General features: G+C 62.3%; 21 protein-coding genes. 7 read left to right on the top strand and 14 right to left on the bottom strand.

Annotated features, from left to right (window positions below; translation table 11 throughout):
• Positions 1–222: 222 nt before the first annotated feature.
• Complete coding sequence (locus M5C71_RS04560; RefSeq protein ID WP_100943811.1) at positions 223–660, bottom strand: Lrp/AsnC family transcriptional regulator; 438 nt, start codon at positions 658–660, stop codon at positions 223–225.
• A 145-nt stretch (positions 661–805) separates the two neighbouring features.
• Between M5C71_RS04560 and M5C71_RS04555 the strand changes: the two genes are divergently transcribed.
• The gene (locus tag M5C71_RS04555; RefSeq protein WP_103494674.1) at positions 806–1,699 is read left to right on the top strand and encodes a DMT family transporter; all 894 of its coding nucleotides are present in this window, start codon (positions 806–808) and stop codon (positions 1,697–1,699) included.
• Between the two features lie 70 nt (positions 1,700–1,769).
• Here the strand turns inward: M5C71_RS04555 and M5C71_RS04550 are convergent, their stop codons facing one another.
• The gene (locus tag M5C71_RS04550) at positions 1,770–2,558 is read right to left on the bottom strand and encodes an SDR family oxidoreductase (RefSeq protein WP_103494675.1); all 789 of its coding nucleotides are present in this window, start codon (positions 2,556–2,558) and stop codon (positions 1,770–1,772) included.
• Positions 2,559–2,660: 102 nt separating this feature from the next.
• On the opposite strand from M5C71_RS04550, the gene M5C71_RS04545 reads away from it, so the two are divergent.
• Positions 2,661–3,209: a TetR/AcrR family transcriptional regulator gene (locus M5C71_RS04545; RefSeq protein ID WP_248767330.1), complete on the top strand. Its 549-nt coding sequence runs from the start codon at positions 2,661–2,663 to the stop codon at positions 3,207–3,209.
• Positions 3,210–3,213: 4 nt separating this feature from the next.
• Here the strand turns inward: M5C71_RS04545 and M5C71_RS04540 are convergent, their stop codons facing one another.
• The 3 genes from M5C71_RS04540 to M5C71_RS04530 all read right to left on the bottom strand — a co-directional run bounded on the left by M5C71_RS04540 (position 3,214) and on the right by M5C71_RS04530 (position 6,169).
• A complete protein-coding gene (locus M5C71_RS04540; RefSeq protein WP_248746088.1) occupies positions 3,214–4,143 on the bottom strand; it encodes an AEC family transporter in 930 nt (309 codons plus the stop codon).
• Between the two features lie 154 nt (positions 4,144–4,297).
• The gene (gene ada, locus M5C71_RS04535; protein WP_103494678.1) at positions 4,298–5,362 is read right to left on the bottom strand and encodes a bifunctional DNA-binding transcriptional regulator/O6-methylguanine-DNA methyltransferase Ada; all 1,065 of its coding nucleotides are present in this window, start codon (positions 5,360–5,362) and stop codon (positions 4,298–4,300) included.
• A 105-nt stretch (positions 5,363–5,467) separates the two neighbouring features.
• Positions 5,468–6,169, bottom strand: a complete 702-nt coding sequence (locus M5C71_RS04530) for a 2OG-Fe(II) oxygenase (protein ID WP_248767329.1) — start codon at positions 6,167–6,169, stop codon at positions 5,468–5,470.
• A gap of 199 nt (positions 6,170–6,368) precedes the next feature.
• Here M5C71_RS04530 and M5C71_RS04525 point away from each other — a divergent pair, with 199 nt between their 5' ends.
• Positions 6,369–6,968: a flavin reductase family protein gene (locus tag M5C71_RS04525; RefSeq protein ID WP_103494680.1), complete on the top strand. Its 600-nt coding sequence runs from the start codon at positions 6,369–6,371 to the stop codon at positions 6,966–6,968.
• Position 6,969: 1 nt separating this feature from the next.
• On the opposite strand, the gene M5C71_RS04520 is transcribed toward M5C71_RS04525, so the two are convergent.
• Both M5C71_RS04520 and ftrA read right to left on the bottom strand, forming a co-directional pair.
• Positions 6,970–7,611 carry a LysE family transporter gene (locus M5C71_RS04520; RefSeq protein WP_248767328.1) on the bottom strand — a complete coding sequence of 214 codons (642 nt, stop codon included), beginning with the start codon at positions 7,609–7,611 and terminating at the stop codon, positions 6,970–6,972.
• 22 nt (positions 7,612–7,633) lie between these two features.
• Entirely contained in the window at positions 7,634–8,602 is a 969-nt protein-coding gene (ftrA, locus tag M5C71_RS04515) for a transcriptional regulator FtrA (RefSeq protein WP_103494682.1), read from the bottom strand.
• A 99-nt stretch (positions 8,603–8,701) separates the two neighbouring features.
• Between ftrA and M5C71_RS04510 the strand changes: the two genes are divergently transcribed.
• The gene (locus M5C71_RS04510; RefSeq protein WP_103494683.1) at positions 8,702–9,136 is read left to right on the top strand and encodes a rhodanese-like domain-containing protein; all 435 of its coding nucleotides are present in this window, start codon (positions 8,702–8,704) and stop codon (positions 9,134–9,136) included.
• Positions 9,137–9,282: 146 nt separating this feature from the next.
• Here the strand turns inward: M5C71_RS04510 and M5C71_RS04505 are convergent, their stop codons facing one another.
• Genes M5C71_RS04505 through M5C71_RS04495 form a run of 3 tightly spaced genes read right to left on the bottom strand, consistent with a single transcriptional unit; the run spans position 9,283 to position 15,062 of the window.
• Positions 9,283–10,704, bottom strand: coding sequence for an efflux transporter outer membrane subunit (locus M5C71_RS04505; RefSeq protein ID WP_248767327.1), 1,422 nt, complete (start codon positions 10,702–10,704; stop codon positions 9,283–9,285).
• Positions 10,688–11,851: an efflux RND transporter periplasmic adaptor subunit gene (locus M5C71_RS04500; protein ID WP_103494685.1), complete on the bottom strand. Its 1,164-nt coding sequence runs from the start codon at positions 11,849–11,851 to the stop codon at positions 10,688–10,690. Before M5C71_RS04500 ends, M5C71_RS04505 begins: the two co-directional genes overlap by 17 nt.
• Complete coding sequence (locus tag M5C71_RS04495; protein ID WP_152741900.1) at positions 11,844–15,062, bottom strand: efflux RND transporter permease subunit; 3,219 nt, start codon at positions 15,060–15,062, stop codon at positions 11,844–11,846. The genes M5C71_RS04500 and M5C71_RS04495 overlap by 8 nt, the downstream gene beginning before the upstream one ends.
• Positions 15,063–15,281: 219 nt before the next feature.
• Between M5C71_RS04495 and M5C71_RS04490 the strand changes: the two genes are divergently transcribed.
• Positions 15,282–15,686: a hypothetical protein gene (locus M5C71_RS04490; protein ID WP_248767326.1), complete on the top strand. Its 405-nt coding sequence runs from the start codon at positions 15,282–15,284 to the stop codon at positions 15,684–15,686.
• Between the two features lie 37 nt (positions 15,687–15,723).
• Positions 15,724–16,134 carry a hypothetical protein gene (locus tag M5C71_RS04485; RefSeq protein ID WP_152741899.1) on the top strand — a complete coding sequence of 137 codons (411 nt, stop codon included), beginning with the start codon at positions 15,724–15,726 and terminating at the stop codon, positions 16,132–16,134.
• Between the two features lie 205 nt (positions 16,135–16,339).
• On the opposite strand, the gene M5C71_RS04480 is transcribed toward M5C71_RS04485, so the two are convergent.
• The 4 genes from M5C71_RS04480 to M5C71_RS04465 form a co-directional block, all read right to left on the bottom strand.
• The gene (locus M5C71_RS04480; RefSeq protein ID WP_248767325.1) at positions 16,340–18,352 is read right to left on the bottom strand and encodes a hypothetical protein; all 2,013 of its coding nucleotides are present in this window, start codon (positions 18,350–18,352) and stop codon (positions 16,340–16,342) included.
• Positions 18,353–18,368: 16 nt separating this feature from the next.
• On the bottom strand, positions 18,369–20,048 hold the full coding sequence (locus tag M5C71_RS04475; RefSeq protein ID WP_177098685.1) for a thiamine pyrophosphate-binding protein: 1,680 nt from the start codon (positions 20,046–20,048) through the stop codon (positions 18,369–18,371).
• Complete coding sequence (locus tag M5C71_RS04470) at positions 20,035–21,792, bottom strand: FAD-dependent oxidoreductase (protein ID WP_248767324.1); 1,758 nt, start codon at positions 21,790–21,792, stop codon at positions 20,035–20,037. The genes M5C71_RS04475 and M5C71_RS04470 overlap by 14 nt, the downstream gene beginning before the upstream one ends.
• Positions 21,793–21,950: 158 nt before the next feature.
• Positions 21,951–22,556 carry a glutathione S-transferase N-terminal domain-containing protein gene (locus M5C71_RS04465; protein WP_103497009.1) on the bottom strand — a complete coding sequence of 202 codons (606 nt, stop codon included), beginning with the start codon at positions 22,554–22,556 and terminating at the stop codon, positions 21,951–21,953.
• A 251-nt stretch (positions 22,557–22,807) separates the two neighbouring features.
• On the opposite strand from M5C71_RS04465, the gene M5C71_RS04460 reads away from it, so the two are divergent.
• Positions 22,808–23,683, top strand: coding sequence for a patatin-like phospholipase family protein (locus M5C71_RS04460; protein ID WP_248767323.1), 876 nt, complete (start codon positions 22,808–22,810; stop codon positions 23,681–23,683).
• The last annotated feature ends 6 nt before the right edge of the window (positions 23,684–23,689 follow it).

Below are 23,689 nucleotides of genomic sequence, written 5' to 3'. Positions count from 1 at the left end.
TAAGGGGTGATGGGTGAATGATAACCCAGCGGTGGGCCTTCGCCAGCCGTTGGGCCCCCACGTGTGTTGAAGGTTTCGGCCTATCGGGGCGTGGGCGATTTCTTATAGCGTGCCGAGTGTGTACCTCCGCCATTTCAAGTCCGTATGGCGACCTGTTTGATGGCGTATTTCCCGACGACGCGTTGTGTTTTTGCGCAGAGGCGCGGGGTTGAACGGATTATCTCAGGTCATCGGCGGCAAGCGGCGCTTGATCGGTGTCTTCTTGACGATGGCGGTGTTGGTTTCGGCGTGATGGTTGAGTCGGTCCAGCAGCGTATCGAGCTGTTCCATATCGCGGACATGTAAACGGGCGATAAAACAATCGTCGCCGGTGACCTTGTCGCATTCGGTGAACTGGGGAATCGCCTGGATCTGTCGTTCCACTTCCTGCAACTGGCCGGGCAGGGGGCGAATACGCACGATGGCCTGCAACAGGTAGCCGAAGGATTTGGGTTCCACATCGACGGTGTAGCCCTTGATCACGCCGCGTTCTTCCAACCGGCGCAAGCGTTCCGCGACGCTGGGCGAGGACAGCCCGCTGACCTGCGCAAGAGCCTTGAGCGAACGCCGTGAGTCGCTCATCAGGGCGCTGATCAATAAGTGGTCGATTTCGTCAGTCATGGCGGCCTCGTTAGGTCAATCGCTAAAATTGCCTTGATAAGAAAGGCAGAAGCAAAGTCTAGCCTATTTCTGGCGCTGGAGAAGCGGCTGGAGGAATGGGCATACTTTTGCCATCTGTCCAAGGCTGACTCAGAGGAACTCATTCATGAACACATCACTGCATCGTGGCTCGCTGGAAATGGTCGCGGCCATGTTGATCTCGGGGACCATCGGCTGGTTCGTGCTGGTGTCCGGCCAGCCGGTGCTGGACGTGGTGTTCTGGCGCTGCCTGTTCGGTGCGTTGACCTTGCTGGTGATCTGCGCCGTCATGGGCTTTCTGCGCCCGGGCATCCTGACCCGCACCACCTTCCTGCTGGCGGTGCTCAGCGGCGTGGCGATCGTCGGTAACTGGGTGCTGCTGTTCGCCTCCTATTCCCGGGCCTCGATTGCCATCGGCACGGCGGTCTACAACGTCCAGCCGTTTATGCTGGTGGGCCTGGCGGCGTTGTTTCTCGGTGAGAAGATCACCGCACAGAAGTTGTTCTGGCTGGGTTTGGCTTTTGTCGGGATGCTGGCGATTGTCAGTGCCCACGGGCAGCCGGGAGAGAGCGGCGGCGAGTATCTGCTGGGTATCGGCCTGGCGTTGGCGGCGGCGCTGTTGTATGCCATCGCGGCGTTGATCATCAAGCGTTTGAAGGGGACGCCGCCGCACCTGATCGCCCTGGTCCAGGTCTGCACCGGGGTACTGTTGCTGGCGCCCTGGGCGCATATTTCGGCGTTCCCGCAGCAGGCGAGTGCCTGGGGGAGCTTGCTGACCCTGGGGGTGGTGCACACGGGGGTGATGTATGTGCTGCTGTATGGCGCGATCCAGAAATTGCCGACGGCCATGACCGGGGCGCTGTCCTTTATCTACCCGATTGCGGCGATCTTCGTCGACTGGTTCGCCTTCGGTCACCAGTTGGTGCTGGTGCAGTGGGTCGGGGTGATTGCCATTCTGCTGGCGGCGGCAGGGATGCAACAAGGCTGGACGCTGGGCTTCAAGCGGGTGCTTGTGCGCTGAGGGTTTGGAGCAGCCGGATCAGAAGATCCGGCTCTAGAGTACGACGGGCTATCGTGGCGCGACGCTGACCTCAGGCACCATTGCGATAACGCGCCGCCGGCAGGACCTGCATGTAGTTCGGCAGCATCGCCAGGCGAGCGGCTTCCAGGGCTTGCCACTGGCCTTCATCGGGCAGCGGTGGAATGGTTACGGTTTCACGGCGATCAAAGCCCACCAGCGCCGCATCCACCAGATCATCGACTTCCATGACCGCCGACAGGTCCTCGATCCGCTTGCCCGAGCGTTCCCAGATTTCGGTGCGGGTGGCGGCCGGCAGGACGGCCTGCACATACAAGCCCTTGCCACCGAGTTCGATATTCAGCCCCTGGCTGAAGAACAGTACAAAGGCCTTGGTCGCCCCATAGACCGTCATCTGCAGTTCCGGCGCCAGGCCCACCACCGACGCGACGTTGATGATCGACCCCGTGCCGGCCTGGACCAGGCGCGGGGTGATTGCACTGGTCAGGCGGGCCAGGGCGGTGATGTTGAGGTTGATGACCTGGCTCACCGCATCAGGCGCCTGCTCCAGGAAAGTCCCGGCTCCGGCCATCCCGGCGTTATTGATCAGAATGCCTATCTTGTCGTCGTCGCGAACCCGAGCTTCGATACGGGCCAGATCGCCGGCATCGGTCAGGTCAGCCTGGACCACATCCACCGAAACTCCGGTTTCCTGCCGCAGCCGCTCGGCCAGGCTGTCCATGCGGGCCTTGTCCCGAGCCACCAGCACCAGGTCGTGGCCGCGCTTGGCAAAGCGGTCGGCATACACGGCACCGATACCGGTGGAAGCGCCGGTGATCAGAACGGCGGGTTTGACTGTCATGACGGTAATCCTCAGCGGGTTGATTTATTCATGACCATTGTCATGTTTAGTAAATATGATGGCTGTCATGTATACTGTCAAGCCTATTACCGGAGGTTTCCAATGAAGGTCAGTCGCGAGCAGGTGGCAGAGAACCGGCGCAATATCCTCGAAGCCGCCAGTCGGCTGTTTCGCGCCAAGGGATATGAGGCGGTCACCGTGTCGGAGGTGATGAAGGCGGCGGGGCTGACCCATGGCGGCTTCTACGGGTATTTCGCCTCGAAGGACGATCTGGTGGCCCAGTCCCTGGCCCATGTGTTTTCGACGGCGGTGCCGGCGGGCGCCAACGTGGCGGGTTATGTCACGCAGTATTTGAGTTCCGCACATTTGAAGGACTGTGCCGGTGGCTGTCCGATGGCCGGGCTGGCATCGGAGACCAGCCGTCAGGCCCCCGAGGCGCGGGCGCAGATGACCGGGAGTATTCGCCGTCAGATCGAGAGTTTGAGCCAGGCCATGGCGGGTGCCACGGTCGAGGAAAAACGCCGTGCCGCTACTGGAAGCTGGGCCGCGATGGTCGGCGCCATGGTGTTGGCGCGGGTCTGTGATGACCCGCAGTTGGCCGATCAGGTGCTCAGCGACACGCGGGAGTGGTTACTGGCGTCTGAGGCTTAGGACCTCAGTTGCCGATCACATACAGACAGATCGACAGTGTCACCAGTGATCCCAGGGTGGAAATCAGGATGGTGCTCGACACCACCGAGGCTTCGCGCTTGTAGTACTCCGCCAGCATAAAGGGCCCGGTGCCGGTGGGCAGCGCGCTCAAGAGCAGCGCCGAATTGGCCCAAAGCGGCGGCAGATGAAACACCTTGAAGGCGAGGAACCAGGTCAGCAGCGGGTGGGCGATCAGCTTGATCAGCACCAGCATTGTCGCGCCCTGGCGTGGGCCTTGTTGCTTGTGGGCGAGGAACAGCCCCAGGGAGATCAGCGCGCAAGGAATGGTGGCGGCGCCTAGCAGGCTGAGAAACTTCTCGAAAGGCGCCGGCAACGGTGCTCCACCCCAGGCCCAGAGCGCGCCGAGCAAGGGTGAAACCACCAGCGGATTTTTCGCCAGGGCCAGCAGCACCTTGAAGACGATCCGGTGCACCTGGCGTTCGGTCTGCAAACCTATCTCGATACACACCAGGGCCAGTCCGAAGAGCACGCAGACCACCAGCAAAGAGGCGATCAACGCCGGCTCCAGGCCGTTCTGGCCGAGCACCATCACGCACAGTGGAATCCCGATATACCCGGTATTGGCGTAGGACGCGCTGAGGGCATCGATGCTCGCGTCGGCAAAATGCCCGGACTTGCGCCAGCGTAGCAACAAGGTCAGGACAAACATCGCCAAGGTACTGAGGGTAAACGCCAGGACAAATCCCGGGTGCCAGATCTGTTCCCAGGTCGCGGTCGCCGTGGCCTTGAACAGCAGCGCCGGCAGGCACAGCCAGACCACCATGCGGTTGATCTCGGAAGCCGCGTTGGGGCCCAGTCGATTGGTTCGACGGCAGATGAAGCCGACCAGGATCAGGGCAAAGATGGGCAGCAGGACGCTTAGTACGGAGGACATTATTGAAGCTGAAGCCTTGGTGGTAGGCGGGTGGGGAAGGGTAAAGGCGGAGATCGTTAGCCTGCAATCTTTATTCTCGGGGCGAGGGATTCGAGCCTGGGTGCTGCCTGGGGTGAGGCGGCGTTGGAGCGCCGCACACCCTGTGTTGTGGCACCTATTGCGCTTCCCGATCCAGCAACTGCCGTTTGCGTTCCACGCCCCAGCGATAACCGGACAGGTTACCGTCGCTGCGCACCACCCGATGACAGGGAATCGCCACGGCCAGGCTGTTGGCGCCACAGGCCTGGGCCACGGCGCGGAAGGATTTCGGCGCACCGATCATCTGTGCGATCTCGGCATAACTTGCGGTACTGCCCACTGGAATGTTGCGCAGTGCCTGCCAGACCCGTTCCTGAAAAGCTGTACCGCGCAGGTCCAGCGGCAGATCCAGGCCAATGGCCGGGGCCTCGATAAAACCCACCACCTTGGCGATCAGTTGCTCGAAGGCGGCGTCGCCGCCAATGAAATGCGCCTGCGGGAACTTGTCCTGCAAGTCCTTGGCCAGGGCATCCGGATCATCACCGAGCAGGATCGCGCAGACACCGCGATCACTCTGGGCCACCAGGATTGCCCCCAACGAGCACTCGCCGATGGCAAAGCGAATATCGGTGTTGGTACCGCCGGCGCGATAGTCGCTGGGTTTCATGCCCAGCACGCCATTGGACGATTCGTAGAACCGGCTGCTGGCGTTGAAGCCGGCTTCGTACAAGGCCTCGGTGACCGAGCCGCCCCGGGCCAACTGTGCCCGTAGTTTGCCGGCGCGATGAGCGGTGGCGTAGGCCTTGGGTGTCAGGCCGGTGACCGACTTGAAGACCCGATGGAAGTGAAAAGGGCTCAGGCCCAGCTGTTCGGCCAGGGGATTGAGTGAGGGTGGGGTGTCGGACGTTTCAATGAGTTGGCAGGCCCGGGTCACCAGGGCCACGTGTTGCTCGTTGATCGACGTCTGGTCGGCGGCGGCACGCCGGCTTGGCCGGTAGCCGGCAGCTTCGGCCTGCTCGGGGGTATCGAAGAACTCGACATTTTCCGGATTGGGCCGACGCGCGCCACTGCTCGGGCGGCAATACACGCCCGTGGTTCTGACGCCGTAGACGAAGCTGCCGTCGGCGCTGGCGTCCCGTGTCAGTACCGCTTGCCAGCGCGGATCCTGTTCCATGGAGTTTCCTTGGGTCGAGGTATTCATGGTGTTCTCCTGTCGGAAGATTCAGTTCTCGCTCAGCTTAGGGGCGCTGCGAGACAGGAAAACTCCGAGTCTTGCGGTTGAATTCTACCGACTGCGAGCGGGATGTCAGGTTGCGTCGTGAAAGATGATGCCCAGGGTATGCCGCTGGCCTGCATTCACGCGGCTGACGCCATGGCGCATATTCACGCGATAGAACCCCCGCGTGCCGTGAACCGGGCGCTGGGACACGGCAAAGATCACCGCGTCGCCCTGTTTCAGCGGGACCACCTGGGGACGGCTCTGCATGCGCGGGCGTTGCTCGGTGAGGACGAACTCGCCGCCGCTGAAGTCTTCTTCTGGTCGGGACAGCAGGATGGCGACTTGCAGCGGAAACACCTGTTCGCCGTAGAGGTCCTGGTGCAGGCAGTTGTAGTCACCGGCTGTATATTGCAGTAGCAACGGGGTGGGGCGTTGCTGGCCGGCGTCATGACAACGTTGGAGCAGGGCCTGGTGTGTTTCGGGAAACGATCCGGCTATTTGCATGCGTTCGTTCCAGTCATTGGCAATCGTTGCCAGAGGCGGGTAGAGCGTGGTGCGAAGCTGCTGGACCAGTGGCGGAAGCGGGTAGGTGAAGTATTGGTATTCGCCCTGGCCAAAACCGTGGCGGGCCATGACGACCCGGGAGCGAAAAGACGCTTTGTGCGGGTACAGGGCGGCCAGTTCCAGGCATTCTTCGGGGCTGAGGAGGTTGGGCAACAGGGCGTTGCCTTGCTGGTCCAGGTCGCGGCGGATCGCCGGCCAATCCAGTGATTGTATTCGGGTGTGCATGAGCTTGCCTCGGGGCATATCCGGTGAGGCTTGCAGTCTAGAAAGGCCGCTGGGGCCAAACACTCCGACTCTTGCGGTTGAATTTTCCGGGTAGCGGCAGACATGGAACGATGCAGTTTCTTTGCCCGAGAGGGGCTGTGTTTCCCTGGCGTGCTCCCCTAGGATGTCCACTCTGTATTTTTGCCAGGAAACATTGCTCATGTCCGCCCATCATCGTCTCGCCGTGCCTTTGTCCAAAGCCTATCGCCTGCTCAATCACGGTCCTACGGTGCTGGTCAGCGCTGCCCACGATGGCCAGCGCAATATCATGGCGGCCGCCTGGGCCATGCCGTTGGACTTCGAGCCACCGAAGGTCGCGGTGGTGATCGACAAGTCCACCTGGACGCGGCGTCTGCTGGAGGCCTCGGGGACTTTTGTGATCAACGTGCCCTGCGTTGCCCAAGCCGATGTCGTGCAAACCGTCGGTACGACTTCCGGCCTGGAGTTGACCCAGAGTCATAGCCGCGACAAGTTCGATGCCTACGGCCTGGAAACCTTCAAGGCTGAGAAGATCGATGCGCCGATGCTGGAGGGCTGTGTTGCCTGGCTGGAGTGCCGCTTGCTGCCGGAGCCGCGCAACCACGAACAGTACGACCTGTTCCTGGCCGAAGTGATTTCAGCCCAGGCTGATTCGCGGGTGTTCAGCGAGGGGCGCTGGCATTTTGAGGGGCATGACGCGTTGCGTACCTTGCACCACGTCGCCGGCGGGCATTTCCTGAAAATCGGCGACGCGGTGGATGGTGAGATTCTGCGGCCCTGACTCAGCGGCTGGCCATCAGATGGGCGCCGAACAGCAGGTAGCAAGTCCCGGCGAAACGATCCAGGCCTTTGCGGCAGCGGCTGTAGAAGGCTGACATCCGCGTACTGGCAAACACCAGGGCCACGCTGGAGTACCAGCAGAAGGACAGGCTGCTCATGATCGCGACGGCCGTGGCCAGCAGCGGCGCGGACGGGGAGCTGGGCATGGTGGTGGCGAAGATGGTCGCGACGAACAGCGCCGACTTGGGATTGGTCATATTGCCCAGCAGGCCCCGGCTATAGGCCGAGAGCAGGCTGCGTTTGGGTTCGTGGAGTGTGGGTTGCCGGCCGGCGCTGGCGGGGTGTTTGCGCAGGAACAGCTTTACACCGAGGTAGATCAGGTAGGCGCCACCGGCGATCTTCAGTACCAGGTACAGCGATGGTGCGGCGGTGAACAGCGACTTGACCCCCAGCCCACCGGCCAGGCCCCAGAGGATGGTACCCGTGGCGACACCCAGCGCGCAGACCACGCCATGCTTGCGCGAGTTACCGGCGGCGAGTTGGGCGGTGGTGAAGAAATTCGGCCCTGGCGTGACCACGGCAACGGCCCAGAGCAGGGCGAGGGAGATCAGGGGGCCGGCATACATCAGGTTCTGGGTATCCATACGGTACGTGCCTCAATGTTGTTCAATCTCGTTGTGCCTGCCCGAAGCGCTCGCGATAAACCGAAGGTGGCAAACCGACCAGGCTGCGAAACGCAACCCGGAAACTTTCGACGGAGCGATAGCCGCATTGTTCGGCGATACGGTCGCTGCTTTCATTGCCACTTTCCAGTAATTCTCGGGCTCTGGCCAGTCGTTCGTGCTGCAGCCAGGCTTTGGGAGTGATGCCGGTTGCCTCGCTGAAGCGTCGCAGGAAGGTACGCTCGCTCATCGCGGCCTGGCTGGCGAGCTGGCGGACTTCCAGCGGTTCATGCAGGCGTTCCCGGGCCCATTGCATGACCCGTGACAGATCATTGCGTGGCGTACGACCGACCGGTGCCGGAATAAATTGCGCCTGGCCACCTGTGCGTTGAGGCGACATCACCAGTCGCCGGGCCACGGTATTGGCCACCTGGGTGCCGAAGTCACGAGCGACCAGATGCAGGCAGGCATCGATACCGGCCGCGCTGCCAGCCGAGGTGATGATCTGCCCGGCGTCGACGTACAACACATCGGGATTCACCTCGATGGCAGGAAACCGCGAGGCGAGTTCTTCTGTGTAACGCCAATGGGTGGTCGCCTGTCGACCATTCAACAGGCCAGCTGCAGCCAGTACGAACACCCCCGAACAAATGGAAACGATCCGCGTACCTCGGGCGTGAGCCTGTTGCAAGGCCTCGATAAGTCGTGCAGGAGGTGGCTCGATACGGCTGCGCCAGCCGGGAACGATCAGGGTTCGTGCGTCTTCAAGTTGTTCCAGCCCTCCGTCGGCCAGCACCTGGATACCACCCATGGCCCGCATCGGTCCGGGATCGACGCCGACGATACGGTGCTCATACCAGGGAAAGTCGAACTCAGGGCGCGGCAAACCGAAGATCTCCACGGCTATGCCGAATTCGAAAGTGCAGAGGCCATCGTATGCCAGGATCGCGACCAGGCCGGGAAAGGAAGTCATATGGCGGAAACTTACCAGTCAGTGTCTTGTTCGCCACTGTAGCGATAACGGCGAGCTGGATAAAGTGTTCTCACACCCACTGATTGGAGCATCCACACCATGACAAGCCTGGTTCGTAGTATCCCTGCCGCCCCTTCGGCGATTGCCTTGAGGCATTTCAGTCACCGCCTGACCTTGGAAACTGATTGTTCCGACGTGCATGCCAGCCAGCAGAGTGGCGAGCTGGATTTCGTGCTGGTTGATGTGCGAGGTGAGTCGGCCTTTGCACAGGGGCATGTGCCCGGGGCGATCAATATGCCCCATCGGTTGATGACCGCCGAGTACCTGGCGCAATACCCGCGAGACACGTTGTTTGTGGTCTATTGCGCGGGCCCGCATTGCAACGGCGCCCACCGTGCGGCGGTGAAACTGGCTGCGCTCGAGTATCCGGTGAAGGAGATGATGGGTGGGGTGATGGGATGGCTGGATGAAGGCTTCAGCCTGGCGGGTGAGCAGGCGCAGCAACGGGAAGGGGGGGGTGCTTGTGCGTGTTGAGATTTCGGTTGGTACTTGATGTGTGACCCCCTGATGAAGGGGGCGAAAACTTGTCAGTCGGCGAAAGGCGTTTGAACCCTGCGGGAACAAAGCGTGCCCGTGAAACGGAGGGGCAGCCACAATACTCCCACAGGATTATATCGCTCTCAGCCTTGGGCACTCCAACCGCCACCCAACGCGGTCATCAGGCCGATGCTGGCCTGCAGCTGTCGGGTCTGCAACGCCTGCAACTGTCGCTGGGTCTGCAATGCCGCCGTCTGCGCCGTCACCACATCCAGGTAGTTCACGGCCCCGGCCTGGTAGCTGTTCATCGCCAGGGTCTGGGTGTTCTGCGCGGCATTGACCGCCGCTTGCTCATCCAGGGCCTCGCGCTGCAAGTCGCGCAGTTGCGCCAGGTTGTCCTCGACTTCGCGCACCGCGCGCAGGACCTGGCTGCGGTAATGGGCCGAAGCCTCGTCGAATTCGGCCTTGGCCTGATGCTCCTGGGCACTGAGACGACCGCCGTCGAAGATCGGCAGGTTGACCAGCGGCCCCAACGCCCAGTAGCGATTACCCGTCGACAGCAGGCTGCCGCTGCCCTGGGTCTGGCCGCCGAGCAGGCCGGTCAGGCTGAAGTCCGGGTACCAGGCGGCCTTGGCCACGCCGATCCCGGCATTGGCGGCAAACACCCGGCGTTCCGCCGCGGCGATATCCGGACGGCGTTGCAGCAAGCCGCTGGGCAGGGCGCCGGGTACCTTGGGAATGGTCAGGATCGCCTGGGTCGGCGGCAACTGGAAGTCACTGGCCGGTTCACCCACCAGTTCGGCAATCGCATGTTCGGCCAGGTTGCGTTGGCCGCGTACGTCGTCCAGTTGTGCCTGGGCCTCGGCCAGTTGGCTCTGGGCACGGGTCAGGTCGAGTTCCGAAGCGATCTGGCCCTGGTAGCGGTCACGGGTCAGTTGCAGCGCCTGGGTGTAGTCATCCAGGGAACTGCTGAGAATCCGACTCTGGGCGTCCAGTCCATTGAGCTGGATATACAAGGTCGCCAATTGCTGTTGCAGGCTCAGGCGCGCCACCGCCAGGTCGTCGCCGAAGGCCTGGGCCTGGGCATCGCCGGCGGCCACCTGGTTGCGAATCCGTCCCCACAGGTCGAGGTCGAAGTTCAGCGCAAAGCCTGCGGTGTTGCTGTTGTATACCGCCGGCTGGGTGCTGCCGCGCAACGGGCGATTGTCCGATTGGCGCTGGCGCAGGGGCTGCGCGCTGGCGGTGATCTGCGGGAACAACCTGGCATGCAACTGGCTCGCGTAGGCCTGGGCGCCGTCGTAGTGCGCCAGGGCGGCGGCCAGGTCAGGGTTGGCCTTGAGCAGGCGCTGCTGCAGGTCGTTGAGGCGTGAGTCCTGGAACAGCGACCACCATTGTTCCGACAGCTTGTCGCCCGGTTGTGCCAGATGCCATGGGCCGTCGCTGGTCTGTTCGCGATAGTGCTCCGGCAAGTCGAGTTGCGGCGGCTTGTAGGTCGGTGCCAGGGAACAGCCCTGCAAGGCCGCGATCATCAAGAGCCAGGCGCTGAGCTTAAGCCTTGGGGACATGTTGGCCTCCGGCGTCGGCGAGTTTTACCGGGTCGCCTTCGCGCAGGGCGTCCGGCGGGTTGTCGATCACGGTGTCGGCGGGTTTCAGGCCCTGGTCGATGACCAGGCGCTCGCCCAGGTCCAGGCCGATGTGGATGTCACGCAGGTGCACATGGGACTGGGCGTCCAGCACCGCCACCTGGGTGCCCTGGGCACGGAAGATCAAGGCGCTGGCCGGAATGCTGACGCCGTTGGTGTCCGCCGGGATCGGCAGGGTCGCCTCGGCATAGTCGCCGGGCAGCAGGACGTTGTCCGGGTTCTCGGCGACGAACTGTGCCAGCAGGGTGCCGGAGCGCGAGTCGATCGCGGTGGAGTTGCCCAGCAATTTTGCGTTGAACTGCTGGCCCGGATGTTCCGGCACCGTCAGCTTCACCTCGAGACCGGGACGGATCACGCTGGCGTAGTTCTGCGGAATCGGTACGTAGAGCCGCAGTTGATGGGTGTCGGCGATATCGAACAGTTCCGGATCGCTGTCGTTGTCGGCCTTGATCAACTGGCCGATATCGGTGTTGCGGGCGGTGATGGTGCCGGCGAAGGGCGCGCGAATGGTCTTGTACGCTTCCAGTGCCGACAGCCGCGCGTAGTCGGCGGCGGCGGCTTCGACATTGGCCTTGGCCGCGGCGGCATTGGAGCTTTTTTCATCGGCCTCCTGGCGTGATACCGAATGGGTCGCCACCAGGTTCTGCCAACGGGTGGCGGTGGTTTCGGCCAGGCGCGCATTGGCCTGTTCCTGCACCAGGTGGGCATGGGCCTGGGCGACCTGCTGGTCGAGATCCGGGCTGTCGATTTCGGCGAGTATCTGGCCGGCCTTGACCTGGCTGCCGATGTCGGTTTTCCAGTCTTTCAGGTAACCGCTGACCCGTGCATGGATCGGCGCCTTGCTCCAGGCTTCGAGGTGGGCCGGCAGGCGCAGGGTGTCGCCGGCGGCGTTCTGCGCCGGCTTGAAGACGCTGACCATGGGGATGGCGGCGGTTTCGGTCCAGGCGGTCACGGATTTTTCGTGGCGGGTTCGCGCGGCAATCCCGTTGGCGACCAGCAAGGCGGCCAGGGTCAGACCGCCGACGCCCATGTAAAGCAGGCGTTTGCCCGAAGGTTTGCGATCAGTCATGGGTGTTTTCTCCAGCTACGGCGCGAATAGGTCGGCGGCCATGCACCAGGCTGAACACCACGGGGACGAACAGCAGGGTGGCAGTGGTCGCCAGGATCAGACCGCCGATCACGGCGCGTCCGAGGGGGGCGTTCTGTTCTTCGGAAAGGGCCAGCGGCAACATGCCGATGATCATCGCCAGGGCCGTCATGCAAACCGGACGGAAACGGGTGTAGCCGGCTTCCAGGGCGGCCTTGAGGGCATCGCCGTGTTCGGCCAGGCGTTCGCGACAGAAGCTCACCACCAGGATCGAGTTGGCGGTGGCCACGCCCATGCAGAGGATGGCCCCGGTCAGGGCCGGCACCGACAGCGAGGTGCCGCTCAAGAACAGCATCCAGACAATCCCGGCGAGGGCCGCGGGCAGGGCGGTGATGATCACAAACGGGTCGACCCAGGACTGGAAGTTGACCACGATCAGCAGGTAGATCAGCACCACCGCGCCGAGCAGGCCGAAGCTCAGGCCACCGAAGGCTTCATGGAGGGCATCGATCTGTCCGTGCAGGCTGACAATCGCGCCCTTGGGCCGCAAGGACGAGGCGTCGTCGAGGATCTTCTGGATGTCATGGGCCACCGCGCCAAGGTCTCGGCCTTGCACGCTGGCGTAGATGTCCAGGGTCGGCTGGATGTTGTAGTGGGTCACCACCGCAGGGCTCTGCACCCGATTGATGGTTGCCAGGCCGCCGAGGATCTGCGACTGGCCGTTGCTACCGGTGACCGGCAGTGCTTCCAGTGATGGCAGGCTGTCCAGGCGGTATTGCGGAGTGGCCGCGACCACGCCATAGGACACACCGTTGGCCGGGTTGAGCCAGAAGGTCGGCGCCACCTGGGAGCTGCCGGCCAGGGAGGCGACCATGCTGTTGGTGACGTCACGCTCGGTAATGCCCAGGCCCTTGGCGCGCATGCGGTCGACCTTCACTTCCAGCGACGGGTAGCCGACCGATTGCTGGATCCGCAGGTCGGCGATCCCCGGTACGTGTTGCAGGCGTCGTTGCAGTTCGAGGGCGAAGACGCGGTTTTCCTCGGCACTGCGTCCGGAGATTTTCACGTCCAGCGGGGCCGGTGCGCCGAAGTTGAGGATCTGGCTGCTGATATCCGCCGGGAGGAAGGCGAACTGGCTGCCGGGGAAGCTTTCCGGCAAAGCCGTGCGCAGCTTTTTCACGTAGTCGGCGGTGGGCTGGTGATCGGCCTTGAGGGTGACCTGGATATCGCCATCCTGCGGGCCGATGGTGCCGCTGCTGCTATAGGCCATGTCGATACCGCTCAACGGAATACCGATGTTGTCGACGATGTTGTCCAGTTCCTCGGCGGGAATCACCTCGCGGATCCGTGCTTCGATACGGTCGAAGGTCGCGGCGCTTTCTTCGATTCGCGTACCCAGCGGCAGGCGTACGTGAAGGGCCAGGGCACCGGCGTCGGTGGCTGGGAAGAAGTCCTCGCCCAGGCTCGGCAGCAGGCTGAAGGAGGCCAGCACACAGGCGAGGAAACCCAGCAGGAAGCGCTTGCGGCAACCCAGCGCCAGGGTCAGCAGGCCATGGTAGACGTCACGTACCGTGGAGAAGCCGCGCTCGAAGCCCTGCTGGAAATTCAGTGCGCCTTGCAGCAGGCGGTTGCGTGGCTTGCGGTGCTGTTCGCCTTCGTGATGGTTGATAAATTCATCTTCGGGATGATGACCGCTGCCGCCCTCGACCATATGGGGCTTGAGCAGGAACATCGCCAGGGTCGGCACCAGGGTCCGCGAGAGGATGAAGGAACTGGCCATGGCGAAGATCACCGCCAGGGCCATCGGCCGGAACAGGAAGCCGGCGATGCCTTGCAGCATGAACATCGGTACGAACACGATGCAGATACACAGCAGCGAAACGAAGGCCGGGCCGACGATCTGTTTCGCGCCGTCGAGGATCGCATCGTTGACCGCCTTGCCCTGTTCCAGGTGCCAGTTGATGTTCTCGATGGTCACCGTCGCATCGTCCACTAGGATCCCCACCGCCAGCGCCAGACCACCGAGGGTCATGACGTTGAGGGTCTGGCCGGTGGCGGCCAGCAGGGCGATGGCCGAGAGCACCGCCAATGGAATCGAGGCGGTGATGATCAGGGTCGAGCGCCAGCTGCCAAGGAACAGCAGGATCATCGCACTGGTCAGCAGGGCGGCGATGATGCCTTCGCGGGCCACGCTGCCCACCGACTGCTTGACGAACACCGAAGCGTCGCCCAGCAGCGAGGTCTTGAGCTCCGGCGGCAGGGTTTCATTGATCAGCGGCAGCATGTTGCGGATGTTGTCGACGATCGACAGGGTGGAAATATTGCCGTTCTTCATCGCCGGCATCAGCACCGCGCGGCGGCCATCGACCCGCACGATATTGGTCTGTGGCGGTGAGCCGTCACGCACGTGGGCCACCTGGCCGATGGTGATCAGGGCGCCGTCGACGGTTTTGATCGGCAGGTCGTTGAGTTCTTCGATGACTTTCGGGCTGTTGTTCAGCAGCACGGTGTATTCGTAGGGGCCGAGTTTGGCGGTACCCACCGGAATGATCTGGTTCTGCGCGGCCAGGGCATTGCCCACATCCTGCGCCGAGAGGCCCTTGGCGGCCAGCGCCTGGGGATCGAGGTCGAGGGTGATCTGGCGTTGCTTGCCGCCCATCGGCGTCGGAATTGCCAGGCCCGGAACGGAGGTCAGTGGCAGGCGGATATTGTTCTGTACCAGGTCACGAATCTTCGCTTCAGACAGCGTCGGACTGGAAAACGCCATCTGCAGGATCGGCACCGTCGAGGCGCTGTAGTTGAGGATCAGTGGCGGGGTGATCCCCGGCGGCATTTGCTTGAGCACGGTCTGCGAGACCGCGGTCACCTGGGCGTTGGCGGTGCGGATGTCCACTCCCGGTTGAAAGAAGATCTTGACGATGCCCATGCCCGGTAGCGATTGCGACTCGATATGTTCGATGTCGTTGACCGTGGAGCTCAAGGAGCGTTCGTAGGTGTAGATCACCCGGCCGGCCATGTCCTCGGGGGACAGGCCGTTGTATTGCCAGACCACTGCGACCACCGGGATACCGATATCGGGAAACACATCGGTGGGGGTACGCATGGCCGCCAGCGGCCCGATGATGCAGATGAATATCGCCAACACGATAAACGTGTAGGGCTTGAGCAGTGCGGTCTTTACCAGCCCGAGCATGCCTGAACCTCCGGGGAGTGGAATTGCAAACACCGGCAGTCTTGCGTCTGGAACTTAACGTTTAGCTTTCACCAACATGAAGGATCTTTTAGATAAGGACTGAAAATCCCTTCATGTGTGTTCATTTGTACAAGAGCCTCTAGTCCGCCACTCTTTGCCTCGATTAGACGGATTTTCCGTCCAGCGATAAAGCACTTGAAGATGAGAGGAATTCATTCAATGACACTTAAGCCGCTGATGCTGATTTCGACCCTTGGACTGGTTTGCCTGCTGTCTGCCTGCGCAGCGCCAGTGCCCAAGGCTGATCCGAGCGAAGCCTGGATCGGCCTGGGGCAGGAGTCGAGCGACGACCTGCTGGCAGAGCGTGTGGATGGCAAGCGCGTCGATGACGGCCGCTACTTCGAAGTGGCGCCGGGCAAGCACGATCTGAAAGTGCTCCTGGTCCAGGGGGCCAACGGCAATACCGAACAGCCCGAGTGCACCGGTCAGGTGGACTACGACCAGTTCAAGGCCGGCAAGCGCTATCACCTGGTGGAGTCGGGATCGGGTGCGGATGTAGGGGCTGAGCTGGTGAACGACCAAGGCGTGATCGTGGCCCATTCCAGGAAGTTTTCCTGCATTTAACCGCTGACAGCTTTTTCATTTTTTGAGGTAGAACACCATGACATTCAAACCCCTGATGCTGATTCCAACCCTGGGCCTGGCTTTTCTGCTGTCCGCGTGTGCCGGCCCGATGCCGAAAGCGGATCCGAGCGAAGCCTGGATCGGTCTGCAAAATGAAGCGCCGAACGACATGCTCGCCGAGAAGGTCGATGGCAAGAAAATCGATGACGGGCGTTTCTTCGAAGTGCCACCTGGCGCCCACAAGCTGGACGTGATGCTGGTGGAGATGCCGTGGGGCGATGGCAACCAGCAGGACTGTTCGGGTGAAGTCAGCTTCAACCAGTTCAAGGCCGGCGAGCACTACAAGCTGGTGGAGTCGAGCCTGGGCCAGGAAGTCAACGCGCGCCTGATGGACTCCCATGGCAAGCAAGTCGCCGAAACGGGTGACTTCCAGTGCCTGCCGGGGTAAGCCGGATTCCGGGCTTGGCAGCGATGGCGATAGTGGATTCACTGCCGTTATTGCCGGCAAGCCAGCGCCTACATAGGTCCGTGTTTCACCGCAAACTATTGTAGAGCCCGGTCCCTTGTAGGAGCCTGGCTTGCCAGCGAAGAGGCCCTTGATGGCGCCAAAAGCTTCGCGGGCAAGCCCTGCTCCTACAGAACGGTGTGAGCAATTATTGTGTGGTGAAGCCAGACGGCGCGGCGCTGATGGTCGCGTTGCGCCAGGCGGTCTGCAGTTGTTTGTCGAGCAGCGTCGGCACCGGCTTGTCCGGCTGTTGTTGCAGGCTGAGCTTCAGCCCGTTGAGCGAACGACCACTGAGGCGATTGCCCATCAGGTCTTCACGGAAAACCTTCTCGGCTTCGGCCGCCTTGCCCTGGGCCAACAGTGCGTAGCCCAGGGACTCACGCAAGGTGTAATACCAGTCCGGCGGCTCGTTATAGCTCAGTGCGTCCTGGATGGAGACCGCCTTGCGCCAGGCGTCGATGATCTGTTCCTGGTTATCGCCCTGGAGTGACTTGAGGTCAGTGGCCAGGGCCTGTGAGGGATCCTTGCCAAACACCTTCGCAGCGGTTTCCCGCAGTGACGCCAAGTCCAGCTTGCCGTGGCTGCTGTCCTGGGCCTTGTTCAGCAGGATCAGGTTGGCGATGCGAAACAGCTCCGAGGCCTTGTTGTTGCCGTAGTTGAGAGCCGGTGTGGCTTTCAGGGTATCGGTCACCGCCTGCCAGTAGCCCTTGAGCGCGTCGTTGACCTTCTCCTTGTCCGCCCCGTCCTCGGCCAACTGCCGATAAGCCTTGGCATAAGCGGCCATTACCCGGGTGTAAGGCGCGGTCAGTGGCTGCCAATCCTTGTCGGCCTGGGTGCAGGTCTCGTTGATGGTCTTCAGACCCTGCTCGATCTTCGGTTCGATACGCTCCAGCGCTGCCCAGTCCTGGAAGCGCACGGCAAAGTAATAGGGCACGGCATAGAAGTAGTCCGACTTGGTGCGGATCTCGTCGGGGTACTGCTTGCAGAGGAACTCCAGCGCCGAATACTGCGTGGTGTTCTCCACCAGTTCCTCGGCCATGTTCATGGCTTCGTTCTGACGGCCTTCGATGGACAGGGTCCAGATCAGGAAGTGAATGTTGTGGCCCAGGTAATGCAACGGGTAGGGGCTCTGCGGGCCGACCTGATGGGCGTAGGCCCGGTCCACCGAAACCGCCGTGTAGTTGGCGACGCTGGCCAGGGCGTTATTGCCGGTGCGCTGGTAGATATGCGAGGCCATGTGCACCAGGTGCCCGATGGCCGGATTCTGGTCGCGGAAGCGATTGGCCATGGGCAACCCGTTGTCGGGGAACGGCGACTCCTCGATGGCGTGGATATAGAAGTGATTGGCACCGGTGTGCAGCTTGTCCTGCACCAGTACGCGGTTGAGCACTTGCAGCGCCTGATAGGCCGCCGGCGTCGGGTGGACCTGATCGGAGACCGCCTCCTCGCCGTCCCACCATTTCCAGGGTGTCAGATTGAGCAGGGCGTCGGCGTAGAGGGTGGCGGCATCGAGGTCGTCGAAATAGGTCTGCGACAATTCTTTCATGGCGTCGGCGTAGTGCTGTTTGCCGTCGCCGTCGAGGCTGACCTGGTCGTCCTTGAGGGTATAGGCGCTCAGGAACGCCTTGGCGTAATCGACTTCACGCTGCAACTGCCCTTCGCTGAAACGGGCCTTGGCGTCCGAGTCCTTGAGGCGGGCATTGGCGTGCTCCAGTGCAATCTGCGCCGAGCGATAGGCCAACTGGTCGCAACCGGGAGTGGCGTCGCTGTTGATATTGGAGTTGGCCGACAGGGCAATGCCCCAATAAGGCATCGCCGAACCTTCGTCGAAACGGCTGGCCTGGTAGAAGGCGCGGATTGCTTCGGAGAAGTTGAAGCCGTATTGCAGGGCCATGCCCTGGCTATAGAAAGCTTCGACCCGGTCGGCGTCCTTCAGGCTGACCATGGGGTAGCGCGTGCCGCCCAGGCCCGAGAGCAACTGGCCCTGTTCGGTGTCCTTCTGGCTGACGCATTGGTGCAGGACTTCGAGGTACGGGGTGTCCGGCGAGACGGGTGTGAAACGTTTCGGAGTTTCGGCCGTTTCAGGCCCGTGGGTATGGGCCTGGGCCACGGACAGACCGGTGAGCAGCAGGGCAGCGACAGCAAGACGCAATACAGCCATGTAGTGAATGCTCCTTTCAGGACGCGAGTCGTTCGATCTGGGGCGCCAGGTCTTTTTGCGGAATGACCACCTGGACCAGCACGGTCTCGTCGATCACCAGCAGTTTGAGCAGCAGTTCGCGCAACTCACCCAGGGTCGAGACCTTGTAGCCCTTGGCGCCGAAACCCTGGGCCAAGGCCAGGTAATCCCAGCTGGGCAGGATGTCGAACGCTGCGAACTCGCCGTGTTCCTTGAAGGCGTTGATGTTCACAAAGGCCTGCTCGATGGCGTAGACCTCGTTGCTCATGACGAACACCACGGCATTCACGCGATTGCGCACCAGGGTCGACAGCGACTGGCACATCATCATGAAGCCGCCGTCGCCGGCGACCACCAGCGGCCGGCGCTGGCCACCCATGGCCACTCCCAGGGCACAGCCGGTCTCGTGACCGAGGGAACCCCAGATGGCATCGGCGACAAAGCTGTTCTCGGGCATGCCCATGATATTGCTGGCGGCGTACAGCGCCGAGCTTTCACCGAGGATCAGCGCGCTGTTGTCCCACAGGCGTTGCTCCCGGGCGAAATCGGCGAGGGTGTCGAGGAACCGCTCGTAACTCAGGGGCGTGTCATGGTCGGTTGCCTTGAGCAGCGGCGAGAGTGGTTCGCGCGGGCGCAGGGGCAGCGGGAAATCATCGTCCAGGCCGAGTGCGCTGGTCAGCGCGGTGAGGTACTGCGGCAGCGGAACATGGGGGTAGTACTGCAAGCCGGTGCGGGCCAGCTGGGTGTTGACCAGGATGATCTGGCCGAAATCCTTCTTCAGCAGTTGCAGGTAGTCGTCGGTGAAGATGACCCCGATGGCCAGGATGCAATCGGTCTGGTCCACCAGCTCCTGGGTCCACAGCCGAGAGGCGGTACCGGCATAGGTGCCGATAAATTGCGGGTGGTTTTCGTCGACAACGGTCTTGGCTTCCAATGAGGTGGTGAACGACAGGCCGCTGGCTTCGATCAGGTGCAGCGCCTGCTTTTGCAGGCCGAAACGGGCGATCTCGATGCCGAGCATGATCAACGGCTTTTTCGCCTCGCGCAGGCGTTGCACCGAGGTCTCGACCGCCGCTTCCAGGGACAGCAGATCGCAGGCGGCTGGCACGGGAGACAGTTCGCCGACGGGTTCCTCGCAAGGTTCGCCCCAGACGTTCTGCCAGGCTTCCAGGTAGATCGGCCGGCGCTGGCTGATGGCGGCGACCAGAGCCCGGTCGATCAGTGCCGGTGCGGTGCGGCTGTCATCCAGCAGTTCGCAGGCGACGGTGATGTTCTCGAACACCTTGCGCCCGACGTCCAGGTCGCCGGTGGAGTGGTGGAACAGGACGTCCGCCGCCCAGATGATCTGGCGATTCTTCGCCGACGGACTGGCACTGATAACCACCACCGGATTGCGCTCGACATAGGCGCCGGCAATGGCATTCACCGCGCTGAAGGTGCCGACACCGTATTGCAGCGATACCGCGCCGATCCCGGCATAACGGGCGTAACCGTCGGCGGCGTAGGCGGCACTCATTTCATTGACTTCGCCGACCGGCTGGATATCGGCGGACTTCTCCAGGGCATCCATAAATCCCGACACATAATCGCCGGGGACCTGGAACACCTTGTGCACACCCAGTTGAAGGAGTCGTGCCAGCAGGTAGTCAGCGACAGTAAAGTCTCTACGTATTGCCATGGTCGATCCCCTTATAGGCAAATTGAGTCACTTCATTCAGGGTGTCCGCGCAGTCCTTGCAGGCCGGGCGCTGGCCCGGTTGCAGGGCACAACCGTCGGGTGTCGGCACTGGCAGCAGGGCGTAGTGCTTGGGTAACCAGGTCGGACGCTTGAGCCCGAAGAAGTCCTGGAGTGTCGATTCGGCCACGGTCAGGGCGCCTTCGACCCAGCCCTGGCCATAGGAGTAGGCCTCGCCGACGATATGGATCTGCTGGTTTTCCACCGGCCGGCGCATGCGGCAGATGATCTGGTCGAGCCGGTAATTGGCTTTCCATTCATGCCAGCCGCCGCCGTACGGGTCGGCGTCCCAAGCGTGATAGACCGCCGAGTAGGGACGCGGCAGTTCCACCTGGTCATGGACCTGGGTGACCTGCATCTGCGCTACCCGGACCATTTCGTCGCTGACGGTGAACTGGGTCCTGGGCACCACCGGCTCGGACTTGAGCAGGCCGACCAGGTTGACAGGCGTGTGGCCAACAAAGGGCGCACCGCCTTCCAGGCCTTTCCAGAACGGCACGGTGCCGATGTCGTTGTAGGAGGCCATCAGCAACGAGTTGAGTGTCGGCTCGCCGCCTTTCTGCTCGCATTCGGTGCCCATGTAGTAGATCTGCCGCACCGGCAGGTCGGTGACCGAACGCCCGGCCATCAAGCCGAGGGCGCGCCACCAGGGTTGCTCGTAGGCGAGGAAGAGTTTGAAGGCCGATTGCACCAGCACCGAGCCGAGATTGTCCTTGAGCCAGGGATCGCTGAAGAACGGCGACTCGATCAGTTCCAGGGACCGACGGGGCATGGCCAGGATGATTTTCTTCGCCTTGACCACGGACTGGCCGTCGCTGTCGCGGGTACTGCCGTCCACCGTGGTGGTGGCCTGGAAGTGCAGGCGGTAGGGGAAGTCGGCGTCCTTGGCGTAGCTGATGGCGGTCAGCCGCTGGTTCATCTGTACCCGCTGCTTGCCCGGCAGTTTTCCGGGCAGCTTGGCGAACTTTGCCGCCAGGGTCAGGGGCAGGCTCTGGAAACCCTTGGTCAGGGTCAGGAACTCGGTGGTGTCCTTGTATTCGGTGGCCGGAAGCTGGGTCACGGCGCTGGCGTTGGCGACGTTGGCGTCATAGCCGCCGGCGTCTTTCATGAACTGGTAACCCTCATTGCTCATCACCCGGTAGAGCAGGTCCCAGAAGCCGTACCGCCAGATTTCCTTGCCGAACACGCTGACCTGCATCTGCTGGCACAGGTTGAGTTTGTCGAAGCCGGGGTAGACGTAGTTCATCACCTTGACCTGCAAGTCCTCGGGGCAGAAGCCGCGCTCGGACCAGGCCAGGTCGTAGGGGATTTTTTCCGGGGCTTCGACGAAGTCGCGATAACGGAAGCGCTTGCCGCGCAGGTAGAACAGGTTGTTCTTCGAATAGACCGGCTTGGGCGCGCCCATGGGGAAATCCTGGCTGGGCAGCTTGAGGTGCTTGACCAGGCTGTCCACCACCACATGGCCGTCAGGGCCCGGGATGTAGCGCATGCCGCCGACCTCGGCGACCACATTGGGCAAGCCTGGCAGGGTGATACTGAACAGGCGTCCGCCGATCCGGTCGCTGTATTCGAACAAGGCAATGTTCTGCGTATCGCCATGAACCTGCTGCAGTCGCCAGGCGCTGTAGCAACCTGAGACGCCACCGCCGACCACCGCCACATCAAGTTCCAGTTCTTGCGACTTCATGGCGAACTCCATTTCGAGGAGAAGAGTGACTGAGCATTCCGATCGCGACCAAGTATTGTCGAGTTTTGCCGAAATGCCAGTTCGCCACTATGGTGCCGTGTCGGCGGCCTAGTCACTGACCGCCGACAGGATCAACAGGTGTGGGAGGAAGCGGGGAATCAGGTGGCCGGAGTGCTGACGAAAATCTCCAGGCGCTCGGCATAGGCCGTGAATTGTTCGAGGTGCGGATAGTGTGTCGCCAGGCATTGCTCGGGGAGCATCATCTTGCTGAAGCTCCAGGCAACCGCCAGGCTGATGCCTTCCTGACGAATCGTGCCGTCTTGGGGCAGTTGCTGGCGTGACAGTTCGTTCTCGATCTGCGTGTAGGCGGCTGCCAACTGGCCGCCAACCCGTTCCAGCCAGGGACCATGCTGTTTCTCCGCGGGACGCAGATTCTTCTCATAGACGATCTGCACCGATTTTTCGCAGGCGGCCAGGGCCAGCCCGATCAGTCGCAGTCCGCGCACCTGCTCGGCCAGGCTGGCATAGGCCTGGCCGGGACCGGCGATCAGCGCCAGGTACTCGAGAATCAGTCCGGAGTCCATCAACACTTCACCGCTGTCGCAGACCAGGGTCGGGGCCTTGACCACCGGGTTGATCTGCGCAAAGCGCTCGAAGTCACGAAACACCGAGACCGACTGGTGTTCGAAGGCGATGCCCAGGTGCTTGAGGGTGATAGCGACCCGGCGCACGTAGGGAGAGTCCAGCATACCGATAAGCTTCATTGATCCTGTCCTTTTGATGCGGTGAAGGGAATCCTGGCAGCCCCTGGGGCTTGAACCGGTTACTGTGCTGGACACGCAACTATCCTGAGGCTCCATGAAGAACGCCCTCTCGATCTGAAGAAAGGAGCACTGTCTCGTTCACGGCCAAGGAGGATTGAGTCCGGACCCAATACTAGTTGGCTATCGCGTTGAGTTTCAAGTCACCAGCTATGCTCCTGTATGACCGTCATTGAGTACGAGCGAGGCCTGCCATGCACGCTGTCAAAACTGCCCTCGTGTTGGCTGGAGGTGGGAGCCTCGGCGCGGTCCAGGTGGGCATGCTCAAGGCCCTGGTGGAGGCCCGGGTGAACTTTGACCTGGTGATCGGCGCGTCGGTCGGTGCCATCAACGGCGCCTACTTTGCCGCACGGCCCACCGCGCAGGGGGTGGCGGAGCTGGCGGACTTCTGGCGCAGTTTGCGCAAGGGCGATGTGTTTCCCCTGTCGTTACTCGATACCCTGGGGGCGCTGATCAATCGGCGCGGCTTTCTGTTGCAGGCCACGGCGCTGGAGCGACTGGTCAAGCGAGCGTTGCCCGTGGCACGGATCGAAGACACGGTCCTGCCACTGCATATCGTCACCACCAACCTGCTGACGGGGGCCGAAGAGCTGTTGTCCAGCGGCAGCGCGGAACAGGCGCTGCTGGCCAGTGCGGCGATCCCGTTGGTATTTCCTTGTGTGAGGGTTGGCGACAAGTTGTTGATCGACGGTGGTGTGGCGAGTAATACACCGATTGCCAGCGCGGTCGACCTGGGGGCCAACCGCATCGTGGTGGTGCCGACGGGCTTCGGCTGCGCCTGCCCACAACCGCCCGCCGGCCTGGTGGCCCTGGCGCTGCACACGTTGAACCTGATGAGCATGCGGCAGTTGGTGCGGGATATCGAACTCTACGCGCACCGGGCGGGTATTCACGTGGTAGTGCCTTTGTGTCCCTTGGGGGTCTCGGTCTTTGACTTCAGCCAGACCGACGCCCTGTTGCAGCGTGCCTATGAACAAACCTGCACCTGGATCGAGGAGGGCGGGTTGGTTCGTACCGGTGTGCCCGATTCATTGCAGGCCCACACTCACCCCTCGACGCACGGGCATTGAGGGGTA

Source organism: Pseudomonas sp. MWU12-2345 (assembly GCF_023242385.1).
GTDB lineage: Bacteria > Pseudomonadota > Gammaproteobacteria > Pseudomonadales > Pseudomonadaceae > Aquipseudomonas > Aquipseudomonas gingeri_D.
This window is presented reverse-complemented; position numbering and strand designations above follow the sequence as displayed.